Source organism: Gaetbulibacter aquiaggeris (genome assembly GCF_044003965.1).
In the GTDB taxonomy this organism is placed as follows: domain Bacteria; phylum Bacteroidota; class Bacteroidia; order Flavobacteriales; family Flavobacteriaceae; genus Yeosuana; species Yeosuana aquiaggeris.
This window is the reverse complement of sequence record NZ_JBAWKC010000005.1, coordinates 269853-283582: the sequence shown is the minus strand read 5'-3', so window position 1 is coordinate 283582 and position 13730 is coordinate 269853. Positions and strand designations below refer to the sequence as shown.

13 protein-coding genes are annotated in these 13730 nt (G+C 33.4%); 4 read left to right on the top strand and 9 right to left on the bottom strand.

The genetic code is table 11. The annotated features are described in order from the left end of the window. Nucleotides 1–6 precede the first annotated feature (6 nt). The 4 genes from V8G56_RS14685 to V8G56_RS14670 all read right to left on the bottom strand — a co-directional run bounded on the left by V8G56_RS14685 (nt 7) and on the right by V8G56_RS14670 (nt 4836). Complete coding sequence (locus V8G56_RS14685; RefSeq protein WP_395439213.1) at nt 7–975, bottom strand: hypothetical protein; 969 nt, start codon at nt 973–975, stop codon at nt 7–9. A gap of 62 nt (nt 976–1037) precedes the next feature. After that, nucleotides 1038–3311 carry a TonB-dependent receptor plug domain-containing protein gene (locus tag V8G56_RS14680; RefSeq protein ID WP_395439212.1) on the bottom strand — a complete coding sequence of 758 codons (2274 nt, stop codon included), beginning with the start codon at nt 3309–3311 and terminating at the stop codon, nt 1038–1040. Nucleotides 3312–3348: 37 nt separating this feature from the next. Then, entirely contained in the window at nt 3349–4245 is an 897-nt protein-coding gene (locus V8G56_RS14675; protein WP_395439211.1) for a FecR family protein, read from the bottom strand. A gap of 75 nt (nt 4246–4320) precedes the next feature. Further along, nucleotides 4321–4836, bottom strand: coding sequence for an RNA polymerase sigma factor (locus V8G56_RS14670; protein ID WP_395439210.1), 516 nt, complete (start codon nt 4834–4836; stop codon nt 4321–4323). 114 nt (nt 4837–4950) lie between these two features. Here V8G56_RS14670 and V8G56_RS14665 point away from each other — a divergent pair, with 114 nt between their 5' ends. From V8G56_RS14665 to V8G56_RS14650, 4 genes are all read left to right on the top strand, one after another. Then, nucleotides 4951–6687 (top strand): hypothetical protein, encoded by a 1737-nt coding sequence (locus tag V8G56_RS14665; protein ID WP_395439209.1) that lies wholly within the window; start codon nt 4951–4953, stop codon nt 6685–6687. A 181-nt stretch (nt 6688–6868) separates the two neighbouring features. After that, a complete protein-coding gene (ffh, locus tag V8G56_RS14660; RefSeq protein WP_331628735.1) occupies nt 6869–8197 on the top strand; it encodes a signal recognition particle protein in 1329 nt (442 codons plus the stop codon). Between the two features lie 44 nt (nt 8198–8241). Beyond that, nucleotides 8242–9126, top strand: coding sequence for a bifunctional methylenetetrahydrofolate dehydrogenase/methenyltetrahydrofolate cyclohydrolase FolD (gene folD / locus V8G56_RS14655; RefSeq protein ID WP_395439208.1), 885 nt, complete (start codon nt 8242–8244; stop codon nt 9124–9126). 67 nt (nt 9127–9193) lie between these two features. Then, nucleotides 9194–10924 (top strand): alpha/beta hydrolase-fold protein, encoded by a 1731-nt coding sequence (locus V8G56_RS14650; protein ID WP_395439207.1) that lies wholly within the window; start codon nt 9194–9196, stop codon nt 10922–10924. Between the two features lie 75 nt (nt 10925–10999). Here V8G56_RS14650 and V8G56_RS14645 read toward each other — a convergent pair whose 3' ends face one another. From V8G56_RS14645 to V8G56_RS14625, 5 genes are all read right to left on the bottom strand, one after another. Further along, on the bottom strand, nt 11000–11191 hold the full coding sequence (locus tag V8G56_RS14645; protein WP_395439206.1) for a hypothetical protein: 192 nt from the start codon (nt 11189–11191) through the stop codon (nt 11000–11002). Between the two features lie 138 nt (nt 11192–11329). Further along, nucleotides 11330–11752: a VOC family protein gene (locus V8G56_RS14640; protein WP_395439205.1), complete on the bottom strand. Its 423-nt coding sequence runs from the start codon at nt 11750–11752 to the stop codon at nt 11330–11332. A 6-nt stretch (nt 11753–11758) separates the two neighbouring features. Beyond that, on the bottom strand, nt 11759–12520 hold the full coding sequence (gene rluF / locus V8G56_RS14635; protein WP_395439204.1) for a 23S rRNA pseudouridine(2604) synthase RluF: 762 nt from the start codon (nt 12518–12520) through the stop codon (nt 11759–11761). Nucleotides 12521–12540: 20 nt separating this feature from the next. Then, a complete protein-coding gene (locus V8G56_RS14630) occupies nt 12541–13368 on the bottom strand; it encodes an alpha/beta hydrolase (protein WP_395439203.1) in 828 nt (275 codons plus the stop codon). Then, complete coding sequence (locus V8G56_RS14625; RefSeq protein WP_395439202.1) at nt 13368–13730, bottom strand: cupin domain-containing protein; 363 nt, start codon at nt 13728–13730, stop codon at nt 13368–13370. Before V8G56_RS14625 ends, V8G56_RS14630 begins: the two co-directional genes overlap by 1 nt.

The window sequence follows — 13730 nt, the reverse complement described above, 5'->3', positions numbered from 1 at the left end:
ATTTAATTACTCTGGAACTACAAATGTTTTCAGCATATTCTTACTTGCTGGATTTGGCACTTCTGATATCAAAATGTAGCGACCTGGTTCCAGATTTACAGTAAAATACCCTTTTTGACCTTCAGACATATTATTCACACCTCCTAAAAAAGTGACTCCTGTTGGAGCTGGTTCAATGAGGCCTTCGGGGTTAGACCAATCCATCCAATCATTTAATTCATCTAAATCAGCATTTTCTCCTAATTTAGCCAGATTAATATCATGACCTATAAAGTTTTCATGAGCAATCTGATCTTTGTAAAAAACAGAAAAGCAATGTTGCCCTTTACTTATGGTATCATTGAATGTGATACCATCGGTACTTGAAATAGTAATTTCAGTTTGAGCTTTAGGCTCTACATTTCCAGAATTAGTTTCAGAAACGATTACTTCTTTTGCCATTCCCATGGATGTATGCCAAACACCATTACTCATTTTTACATAACACTCTATAATATAATATCCGGGATCCAACTTTACCGTTGTTTCAGCAATAAGACCTGGAGATATTAAACCGGATCCTCCTAAATTTTTCAACTCCATAAACCAAGCGGGGAGTTTTCCGAATTCAGCAAAGCCTTCTTCGGTTTTGCCTTCATTAATTAACTTCATACCCTTATCAAAAGGAGGTAAAACACTAGCTTTAACGCTATCTAAAGTGATGGCTTCAGGATATTTATCAATAAGAAAAAAGTGTGTCTGCGCTGATGCATTTTTGTATTTGAAGGTGTTCCATCCTGAAGGTATGGTATCAGCCATTTGAAAATCCATATTCTCAGTAAGAATATTAATAACATTCTCTTTCGCAATGACAGAATCATCAATTTTATTCTGTTTTTTGTCAGATTTACAGGAATGCAAACTAACTGCAATTGCTAAGTTTACTAATAGTAAAAAGATGGTTTTAAATCTAATCAGATTTGATTGAGTTTTCATAATAAGAAGTATTGGTTGGTTAATAATAATCTATGTAACTCTATAAATATAAAGATATTAGATTAAAATCGCAATCTGAAACTCACATTAGGGGTAATCCCAAGGGATTGATTTTCCACTTTAGTTACCTTATTCTGATTATCTAAAGTGTAATAGGTGTTAATGATATTTTTTTTGTTACTAAGGTTCCAAACAGACGCACCTATTATGGCATGTGTTTTTTCGGAGATATTAAAATCATAAGTCGCTGAACAATCTGCTCTCAAATAATCTCTTAAATGAGAACTGTTAGGCGCTTCATAATTAATGGCCTCATCAACAACTTCATTCTCAACCACTGGATTCGTGGCTGGCTTTCCTGAATGCCAATTGAGTCCTAAAGCCAATTTAAACTGGTTATAGGTATAAGTGCCAGCTACAGTAAGGGCATGACGTATATCGGCATTATTAGGAAACGATGCTCCATTATTTAAAGTATCAAATGTATAATCGTTTTTACTAAAAGAATAACCGATCCATGAACTTATCACATTATTGAATTGTTTATTCATTAATAAATCAATTCCTTTTATTTGATAGCTACCAATATCATTTACAAATTGATATTGGTTTTGAAACCCTTGGCTTCTTGTGGTAATACCATCCACATCTTTTAAATAAATTTCGGCACTTATTAATAGATTATTTTTGTTGAATTGAATACCAGTTGAGATTTGTTTACTTTTTATAACCGGTACGTTTTTATTATTTGATAAGATCCAACGTCGTTTTTCAATACCTAAAAAGTCATTTTGTAAATCGATTATTTGAGAAGTGGTTTGACTTTTTATTTCACCTTGAATTTCTAACCTGAAATAATTTAAGAACCGTTGACTAAAGCTTAATCTTGGTTCAAACAAAAGCATATTAAATTTTTCATGATAATTAAGGCGTGCCCCTACTTTCAGATTAGTGAAAGCGTTATTTGTTAGAATAGAACTTTCAGCATAAATAGCATGACTTCTAACAACTTCTTTTATATAACTTTTAAAAACAGGGTTGTTAACATCTTCAAGATTACTGATACCAATTTCTGAAAATTGATAACCGCCATTAATTTTAACGGTATGATTGGCGTTGTAATTCAAATCAAATTTTACAGAACCATCAGTAACTTCATTTTCTTGAATAAGACGTTGATTGTTTAGGATATCAAAATTGGTGGCATTTAAATCATATTTTGATAAATAGACTTGTCCTGTAGTTGATAAGCGTTCATTCCAATCTTTGGTATAGGTAATACCTAAAGCCAGATTTTTCTGAGATAAATTACTTTTTAAAGCCTCGTTGTTATTATTGATGGTAGACTGCTCATCATATTTTAAAGCGTTATTTACATTTAAAAAATTGATCCTGATTTTATCTTTTGTAGTAATATCATATAAAAACTTAGCCGTAATATCATAAAAATAAAAATCTTCATTTTGAGAAATGGAAGAACGATCATCAATAGTATTCGTTAAGTCTGAATCTTGAAAAATACGTTTGAAATATTGGTTGTAAGTAGGTGTAACAATTAAATCGGTAATAGAGCGCCTGGTGGCAAGCTGCAGCTCAGTTTTTCTTGACAATGGGATTTTAGCATAAGCATCGGCATTAATTAGGTTAAATCCGGCACCTGTCTTAAACTTATTATCTATAGTATTTGAGAGTTGCATATCAATAACACTTGAAATGCCATCGCCATATTTGGCACTGGTTCCGTTTTTTGACACCTTTACTTGCTTGGTAGTATAGGGGTTAAACGCTGAAATAAGCCCAAAGAAATGACCAGATTGGTACATTTTGATGCCGTCCCAAAGAAATAAATTTTGATCATGGGTACCACCTCTTATATTTATATTTGAAACCGTTTCATCAATACTTAAAACACCCGGTAAGGCTTGAATAGTTTGTAAAATATCTGGCTCAATTAAACCGGGAAGAATGCCAAAAGCTTCTGGTTTTATGGTAGTACTTCCATCATTTAATTTGATGATACCTTTGGTTAAATAATTTGTAATGACAACTTCTTCTAATCGTTGAGTTATCACAGGAAAAATAACGTCTTCAACTTTTTTTATAACCACAAAACGGGAGTCTAATATTTCAAAATCTAATCCTGTTTCAGTTTTTAAATAGTTTAGGGCTTCTTCAATATTCAAGTTGGACGCAGGTAAAGCAACAGTTTTATCTTTTATAGTAGTATCGGCAAAAGAAAAACTGATGTTATATTTAGTTTCGAGGACTTTTAATATATCAATAAGTGGTTGCTTTTCTTTTTGAAGACTTTGAGCTTTGATAGCTGAAAAGTTCAAAAAAAATAATAAAGTGTAAATAAAAAGGAGTCCTTTTCTAATCACGTTTCAGCGTAATAGTATTGTTGGTTTTACTATACTTTATATGTAACGGTAATGTGATAGATTTTAAAGCAATATCTATGTTTTTATGAGAAAAACTTCCTGTAAATAATTGATTTTCGTCAATATTTTCAGCTACAATACTTACTCCATACTGTCTTTCAAACTCAGCAAGAACTTCACTGTACGGTAAACTTTTAAACTGACTTTCGTTATTTAACCACGAAGGTGTTGCGCTATTTTCTTTTTCTGTAACAATCAATTTCCCATCAATAATCAAAAAACTGTCTCCAGCTTTTAGTTTTGTGAGTTGCGAGTTATAGGTAACGCCAACAATACCTTCGTAGCAAATAACTTCAAAATATGTATCCCGTTGTTTAACATTAAATTGAGTTCCGTAAACCGTAACAGTTCCGGTTTTTGTAATTACATTAAATGAAGAACCTTTGGATACTTTAAAAAAGGCTTCCCCTTCAAGTTCTACATCACGTTCTTTTTTCCAATCTTTTTTATTGAATATCAACAGTGATTTTGCATTCAAAGAAACGCTTGAATTATCTGGCAATTCTATAGTTGTTTTTTGAGCGAATGCTGTTGTTATGGTCGTGTCTAAAGTAGTTGTATAATAATATAAACTAAAACAGATGGCAAGAATAGCCGCAATTTTCATAAAAGGTTTCAACCAATGAACAGATGTTTGTTTTTTGCTTCTAATAGATGACAAGACACTTTCTAATTCTACAGCAGGGTCAAAACTTTCTGCTTTAAAACCTTTCAAATTCCTGTCTAACTTCACTAAATCATCATAGTCCTCAAGCTTTTTAAAAGCCTTAAGTTCTTCGTCATTTAGATTGTTGTCTAACCATTTTGATATTAATGTTTCTCTTTCCATGATGTTTTAATACAACTATATAACAGTTAATACTTAATTTTTCCTACCCGCACTTAAAAAAATATTTTGAGGCCGTTACAATTCTTTAATATCTTGTCTTAATTTTTCAAGAGCGCCATAAATTCTTTTTTCTACGGCTTTGGTTGATATATCTAAAATTTCAGCGATTTCTTTAAATCGTTTTCCTTCAACCCTGTTCATCATAAAAGCTTCCCGTTGTGCTTCTGTTAAATTAGAAAGGGCTGTTTGAAGTTTTTGCAGATACTCAGCTTCCTGCATCAAAAATTCAGGATTTTCATTGGTATATGATTTAGGCTTTATTTGTTGATGTTTTAAAACCACTTTTTGATGAGCGGCTTCATTTAACATTAAATTATTAGCGGTAGTAAACAAAAAACTTTTCGCTTTATCTGGAGAAATGTTGCTGCAGTTTTCCCACAGCTTAATAAAAGCTTCCTGAACTTTATCTTTCGGATTTAATAATTCACCAAACTTATAATATAAAAAGTTGTGCAAGTCTTTGGAGTATTTATTAAATAAGGAAGAGAAAATTGGTTCTTCGCAAATATTATCATGAAGTTTTTTCCCCATTATTATTGGTGATTTGGCTACTAAAATAAAAAAAAAGGAAACAATGGGTAGGAATTTCTTAAGCTAAATTGTTTTATATTCAAATTGCCTCATGTTAAACTAAATTAAAAAGTTATGAAAAAATTATTATTACTTCCTTTTTTTGCCCTTTTAATGCTAATGTCTTGTCAGCAGGAAGTTGTTGATGTAACGGCACCTGCAGAAGCAGAAGCCTTAGTTGCCTCTTCAACCTTGACAAGTTTAGTGGCCTCAACATCTATAAAAGATGGATCTGCAGACAATATCATTGATAAAGCCAATTGTTTATCAGTTGATTTGCCTGTTACCGTAGTTGTAAACGGTGTTGAAATTATAATAGATTCAAAAGAAGATTTTGCTGTTATTGAAGCTATTTTTAATGAGTTTGATCATGATAATGATAATTTGGAAATAATATTTCCTATAAAAATTATATTATCAGATTATACAGAAATGGTTATTAATAACCGTCAAGAACTGATTGAACTGGCTCAGCAATGTAATGGAGAGAATGAACAAGATGATGATATTGAATGTATTGATTTTCAATATCCTATTTCATTTTCAATCTATAACACACAATTTCAGGTAATTGATGTAGTTACAATAGAGAATGACGCGCAATTGCATCGTTTTATAAGACGCGTGAGACAAGGTGAAGTTTTTGCAAGCATTAATTTCCCGGTAACTATGGTTTTAGCTGATGGAACAACTATTGTTGTTAATAATAATCAAGAATTGCAATCAACCATTGAAGAGGCTAAAGATGCCTGTAATGAAGATGATAATAATGATTACCATGATGATGATTTCACTAAAGAACGTTTAGATGCGCTTCTTATGACTTGTCCATGGGTTGTTTATGAAATGGAGAGAAATCAGGATAATTTAAATGATTTTTATCGTGAATATGTGATGGTGTTTAAAGCTGATAATGTAGTTAAAGTTCATTCTAGAAATGGTGACCTGTTAACGGGAAGATGGACTACTAGAGTTACTGATCGTGGTGCTTTAATTAAATTAGAGTTTGACACCTTAGTTGATTTTGCTTTGGAATGGTTTGTTTATGATTTAGAACCAGGTAGAATAAAGCTATATCAAGAAGGAGGAAACCGAATTATTTTAAAGAAAAACTGTGATATTGTTGTTGATATAACCAAAGAACGTATTGAAAGTTATTTACAAGAATGTTTCTGGAGAGTAGCGAGATTAAATATTAATGGAACCGATAATGAAGGTGATTATATTGGTACGCCTTTAAAATTCTTCCCGAATAATATCGTTAAAATTCGAGTCAATGGTGAATTAGTTGAAGGTACTTATGAAATTGGTGTTAGAAATGCAGGTTTTATTTTACAAATTAATCTTGAAGGCAGACCTAATCTGCAGTTAGAATGGTTAGTTACATTCTTACAATCAGGCTTAATTAAGCTTCAGTCTAGTAATAGTCAAATGGTTTTAGAAAGACATTGCCCAGATGGAGATGGTGATTTATTTGACATTGATCAAATACTAAATTCAGGCATTTGGAATGTAGCTCTGTATCAAGAAGGTGATGTTAATAAAACTGAGAATTATTATTTGTACAATATAGATTTCTTAGAAAATGGTTGGGTAAAAGTAACCGATCCTAATAATGGTATCATCGATGGATCATGGTTGTCCTTTAGAAACAATGGTTTATTCCTTGGATTAAATTTTGGATTAGAACCACCATTTGAGGTATTAAATCATAGATGGAAAATTGTTTCTGTAAAGGAAACAAGAATTGAATTGAAAGATTTAAGTAATACAGGTACTGTCGAAAGAATCTTAGTACTTGAAAGACAATAAAAAATAAAGGAGGATTTTGGTAAATTCGGTTGGTTAGGTTAGTTATTTAAGTTTCCTTTGTATAGGCTGTCAAATCATTTGATTTGGCAGCCTTTTTTTATGTGCGTTTTTTTATAGTTTCTTACTTCAATAATAAACTTCAAATCCTTAAATTTGCGCATCTTAAAATTGAAGAGGAACTATGTTTAATAATTTAAGCGAAAAGTTAGATAAAGCACTACACGTCCTAAAAGGACATGGAAGTATTACTGAAGTCAATGTTGCTGAAACTTTAAAAGAAGTAAGGCGCGCATTGTTAGATGCCGATGTTAACTTTAAAATTGCAAAGGATTTTACTACAAAAGTAAAAGAGAAAGCACTAGGTCAAAATGTGTTAACAACTTTACAGCCAGGTCAATTAATGGTTAAAATTGTTAAAGACGAGTTGACTGAACTGATGGGTGGTGACGCCGAAGGTATCAATTTATCCGGAACGCCAAGTATCATTCTGATGTCTGGTTTACAAGGTTCCGGTAAAACCACGTTTTCTGGTAAACTAGCAAATTATCTAAAAACCAAAAAAGCAAAAAAGCCCTTATTAGTAGCCTGTGATGTGTATCGTCCCGCGGCTATTGATCAATTACATATTGTTGGAGAACAAATTAATGTGGAGGTATTTAGCGACAAAGGAAATAATGATCCTGTTGCTATTGCTAAAGCAGGTATAGCACATGCAAAGGCTAATGGCTATAATGTGGTTATCATAGATACAGCTGGTCGATTAGCGGTAGATGAGGTTATGATGACCGAAATATCAAACATCCATAAAGCTATTCAACCACAAGAAACCTTGTTTGTAGTAGATTCTATGACCGGTCAAGATGCCGTTAATACGGCAAAGACATTCAATGATGTTTTAAATTTTGATGGTGTTATTCTTACCAAATTAGATGGTGATACACGCGGTGGTGCTGCCATTTCAATCAAATCAGTAGTTAATAAGCCGATTAAATTTATTGGTACTGGTGAAAAGATGGAAGCTATTGATGTCTTCTATCCGGCACGTATGGCAGACCGTATTCTTGGAATGGGTGATGTGGTGTCTTTAGTGGAAAGAGCACAGGAACAATTTGATGAAGAGGAAGCCCGAAAACTTCAAAAGAAAATAGCCAAAAACCAATTTGGATTTGATGATTTCTTAAAGCAAATACAGCAGATTAAGAAAATGGGTAATATGAAAGATCTTATGGGTATGATTCCAGGTGCAGGAAAAATGCTTAAAGATGTCGATATTGATGATGATGCCTTTAAAGGCATTGAAGCGATTATTCATTCTATGACCCCCAAAGAGAGAAGTAATCCGTCCATTATAAATTCTAGCAGAAAAATTAGAATTGGTAAAGGTTCGGGAACCTCTGTACAACAAGTAAATCAGCTGATGAAGCAGTTTAATCAAATGAGCAAAATGATGAAAATGATGCAAGGTGGCGGCGGAAAAAAGATGATGCAAATGATGCAAAATATGCGTTAAAATGATCATTAGATAAATTATTTCAATTAAAAACCAATAGGCACATGACAATTTTAGACGGAAAAAAAATCAGTAATGATATAAAACAAGAAATTGCTGCTCGGGTAGAAATAATGAAATCTAAAGGCGAAAAAGTACCACATCTTGCGGCCGTTTTAGTGGGATCTGATGGCGCCAGTATGACCTATGTTGCTGCAAAAGTGAAAGCCTGTGAACTTGTCGGGTTCCATTCAACCTTAATTGATTTATCAGAGGATACAACTGAAGAAGAATTACTAAATCACATTCATAATCTGAATAATGATGAAGCTATTGATGGATTCATTGTGCAACTCCCTTTACCAAAACATATTGATGATCAAAAGGTTTTAATGGCAATAAACCCAGATAAAGATGTGGATGGATTTCATCCAACGAATGTGGGTAGAATGACACTTGATTTACCTTCATTTTTACCTGCAACGCCTTTTGGAATTTTAGAATTACTGGAACGTTACCATATTGAAACGTCTGGAAAAAATGTGGTTGTTATGGGAAGAAGCCACATTGTTGGTCGTCCTATGAGTATTTTAATGAGCCAGAAACGAAAGGCTGGAAACGCGACTGTGACTGTTGTTCATAGTCGTACCGAAAATCTTCCTGAAATTACCCGTAGGGCCGATATTATTGTGGCTGCTATTGGTATTTCTGAATTCTTAACGGGTGACATGGTTAAAGACGGCGTGGTAGTGATTGATGTAGGGATTACACGTGTACCTGATGTCACCAAAACGCGAGGTTACAGACTGGCTGGTGATGTCGATTTTGAAAGCGTGAGTAAAAAAGCAAGTTATATTACACCAGTTCCTGGTGGTGTTGGACCTATGACCATTGCTATGTTGCTTAAAAATACTTTACTTGTCAGAGAACGCCAAAACTCCACTAATTAATCAGTAGATTTAAATAGAGTTTTTTAATTCGTTTTATTTAATTACCTTTTTTAAAAATTTCCATCTTATGAAATATTTAAAATTGGTATTACTATTTTTTTGTCTGTCACTTTATAACTGTAAGACAGAAACAAAGCTTAAACTTACTGTTAATGTTGTTTTGTCTGATAGCTTATCTGCCAAACAATTAGATGGTAGGTTGTTGCTCATTTTTTCTGATAATAATGATTCGGAACCACGTTTTCAAGTTGGTGAAGGTTTAAATGCACAACCAATTTTTGGAATAAATGTGGAAAATTGGTCAGGCGAAAGGGAATTTTCTTTTGATGATTCCGTTTTTGGGTTTCCATATGATCAGTTATCAAAAATAAAGCCTGGAGATTATTATATTCAGGCGGTGTTGCATGTATATGAAACTTTTAAATTATCAACGGGTCAGGAAGTAAAGTTGCCTATGGATAACGGTGAAGGGCAACACTGGAATATCTCACCTGGGAATTTATATTCAAAACCAATAAAAATTTCTGTTTCAGCAACAGAAACGCAATCTTTTGATATTGTTTTAGATGAGGTTATTGCAGCAATTGAAGAGCCTCAGGATACGGAGTGGATCAAACATATAAAAATGAAATCAGAATTACTTTCTGAATTTTGGGGAAGAGACATCTATCTTGGCGCTCATATTCTACTGCCTAAAGGATTTGATGAACACCCCGAAGCAAAATATCCATTAATGGTATTTCAAGGGCATTTTCCTTCAGATTTCGGAGGATTTAGAACAACGCCACCAGACGAAAACCTGAAGCCTGAATATTCAGAAAGGTTTCATGTGGATGGATACAATATCACTGAACAGCAAGAAGCCTATAATTTTTATAAAAGATGGAATGAGCCAGATTTCCCCAGGTTTTTAATTATTGAAATTCAACATCCAACACCTTATTATGATGATTCTTATGCGGTTAATTCAGCCAGTCAAGGTCCATACGGAGATGCATTGACCTATGAGTTGATTCCTTATATTGAAAAAATGTTCAGAGGACAAGGGGCGGGCTGGTCTCGTTTTTTATACGGAGGCTCCACTGGTGGTTGGGAGTCTCTGGCGGTACAGGTAAAATATCCTGATGAGTACAATGGTTGTTTTGCAGCCTGTCCGGATCCTATAGATTTTAGAGCTTATTGTTTAACCAATATTTATCAGGACGAGAATGCTTATTATGCCAAGAGTAATCATAAAATAATTGAGGTTCCGGCACATCGAGATTATTTAGGAAATGTGTCTTCAACGGTAAGAGAGTCTAATCATTTAGAACTAGTGCTTGGTGATAAATCAAGGTCTGGAGGTCAGTTTGATATTTGGGAAGCAACCTATTCGCCACAAGGTGAGGATGGTTATCCGGTCAGGCTATGGGATAAAATGTCTGGTAAAATAAATCATGATGTTGCCCAATACTGGTTAGAGAATTATGATTTAAGACACATTCTGGAACGAGATTGGGATAAATTAGGAGAAAAATTAAAAGGAAAAATACATATATATTGTGGCGACATGGATAATTATTATTTAAATAATGCTGTCTATTTAATGGAGGATTTTTTAGAAAGTACTACAGATCCTTATTATGATGGAGAAGTAGATTATGGTGACAGAGCAGAGCATTGCTGGAATGGAGACCATGAAAACCCAAATGCTATTTCCAGATTGCGGTATAACAGCATGTATGTTCCTAAAATTATGAAACGCATATTGGAATCAGCACCTATTGGCGCTGATCTCACAAGTTGGCGTTATAAATAATTTATTTTGCTATAGTAGAGACGAATCTTTAAAGGTTTAAAAATTTTAAAATAACTCCGTGAGTTTTGATGATTTTTAATCTGTTGTAGGAGGTACGTCTTTTCTGTATTTTAGCATGGATACACCAGAAACAAAAAAAATCCCACCTAAAATGGTTAAAGCCCATGGGCTTAGAGTGACCAAATTATTTCCAAAGATGCCTAAAACACCTAATATTAAGGCTACCATGCCACCAATAGTTAAAATTATTGCTAATATTCGTATCATATTTTTAGAATTATGATGCTAAATTAGATTTATCCTAAGAATTGATGTTATAAGATTATAAATGAAAATACCACAATTCACACATAAAGTTAAAATCTATTTGTAAGAGCTTAATACAAGTTCTTTTTTAACAAAACACTATTTCGCAAACAGTTGAGATAAATCTTTAAAAGCTTTAAATTCTAAGGCATTCCCGGCAGGGTCATAAAAAAACATAGTAGCCTGTTCGCCCACTAATCCTTTGAAACGAATATAAGGTTCAATGACAAATGAGATGTTTTTAGTTTTTAAAGCTTCTGAAAAGGTTTGAAAATCATCCCAAGGTAATACCACTCCAAAATGAGGGACTGGAACATCTTTACCGTCTACAGGATTCGTATGCAAAACTTCGTCAGATTTTGGCTTGTAATGTATCACCAGTTGATGCCCAAAGAAATTAAAATCAACCCAGTGATCACTACTTCTGCCTTCTTCACAACCTAAAACATCTCTGTAAAATTTTCTGGATGCTTCTAAATTGTGAACTGGAATTGCTAAATGAAAAGGAGAAACTGTTGCCATAGTTAATTAATTTTTACGATGTTGTTGTTTAGGATTCGATGCTTTAAATGTCTTGGTAGAATCCTGAATTAAAGCATTTAGATCTTTGAGTTCTTCCGTGCTCAATTCACGATATTCTCCAACGGGCATATCAAGTTTTATATTCATGATTCTAACCCGCTTAAGCGTTTCTACTTCATAATTTAAATACTCACACATACGCCTGATTTGTCTGTTGAGACCTTGAGTTAAAATGATTCTGAATTCATAAGTGCTTAATTTTTCAACCTTGCACTTTTTGGTGACTCTATCTAAAATAGGAATGCCGCCAGACATGCGTTCAACGAAGGTTTGAGAGATTGGTTTATCAACTTTTACTATATATTCTTTTTCGTGATTATTACTTGCTCTCAATATTTTATTGACAATGTCACCGTCATCGGTAAGAAGAATGAGGCCTTCACTGGGCTTATCTAATCGCCCAATTGGGAAAATTCGTTTTGGATACTTAATAAAATCGATAATATTGTCTTTTTCAACATTGGTGTCTGTAGTGCAGACAATACCAATAGGTTTATTGAATGCTAGATAAACAAATGGTTCTTTTGAGTCAATAATTGGTTTTCCGTCAACTTCAATAATGTCGCTAGTACTTATTTTTGTACCCATTTCAGGGATTACGCCATTAATGGTAACGCGTCCGGCTTCAATCAATTTATCAGCTTCTCGTCGCGAACAAAATCCAACTTCACTTAAATATTTATTGATTCTTTTTAATTGTTCTTCCATATTGTGCAAAGATAAGAACTTTAGTTCTCAATAAATTCTGAAATATGTAATGTCACATTTTTATGATTTAGTGAATGTCCTAATCCTTTGGTTGTAATTAATGCGCTATTTTTAAAATTTAATTGGATTAGCACGGCATCACTATATGGGATAACAGGGTCGTCTTCATCATGAATAATAAGCCCTTGAGCATTCAGTGTTTTCACATAACTGGCTGTTGAAAATGTTTCTGGTTCAGATCCAAAACGTTCTTTAATAATATGATTTAAATGATTTGAAATCCTGCTATTATAACCTAACAGATCAGTATAGCGTTTTAATACATCTTTAAAATCAGATGGAGCCCCCAACAATACCATTTTTTTTATAGAAGCCAACTGGTATTTGTTTTGAAAAAACACAGAAGCCATACCACCAACAGAATGGCCAATGATGATTTCAGGGCAATGTATTTTTGCAACTTCATAGATAAACTCTGCATATAAAAGAGCATTAAAATAAGGGCTTCCTGAGTTACCATGTGCCGGTGCATCTAATGCTATGATATTGTAGTCATTCTTTTTTAAGTGATTGATTAGAGACATCCATCTTCCTGAATTACTCTCCCAGCCATGAACCAACAATATAGTTTGCTTATTACCAGACCATTTATAAGTCCTGATTTCAAATGATTCATAAACAACCGTTTCATGAACAGCTGTTTTTAAAAAGGTAGATTGAGTACCAGAAATTTGGCCTTTTCTTGGTTTTGAAAATAATAACAAAGCTTTGTCCGTTGCGTAGGATTTTGAGAGGTAGCTTATACTATTAAGGGATTTTCCAACAAGCTTCACTAAAATATTTCGCATTAATCTTCTCGGTTAACGCTGTTTATAGAAAAAGCAGGAGTGCAAATGGCTAAATATTCACAAGGTTCTGTAAAGGGATTGGAATATTGAACCCGCGTGTTTTTTTCAATTTTAATAGATTGTCCGGCTTCTAAAACAATTTGTTCACCATCTATAATAAATTGTTTTTTACCTTTTATGATGAAGGTGAACTCATCAAATTCTGGGGTTTGAAAGGGTTCGCTCCAGCCTGCTGGCGCAGTCATATGGGCGATGCTAATATTGGAATTGCCGTCTGTGGCTAAACCAAAATGTTCTTTTATTATTTTTCCATCATTAGTCGGTACTATAAATGGATTGTTCTGAATGGTATATTTTTTCAT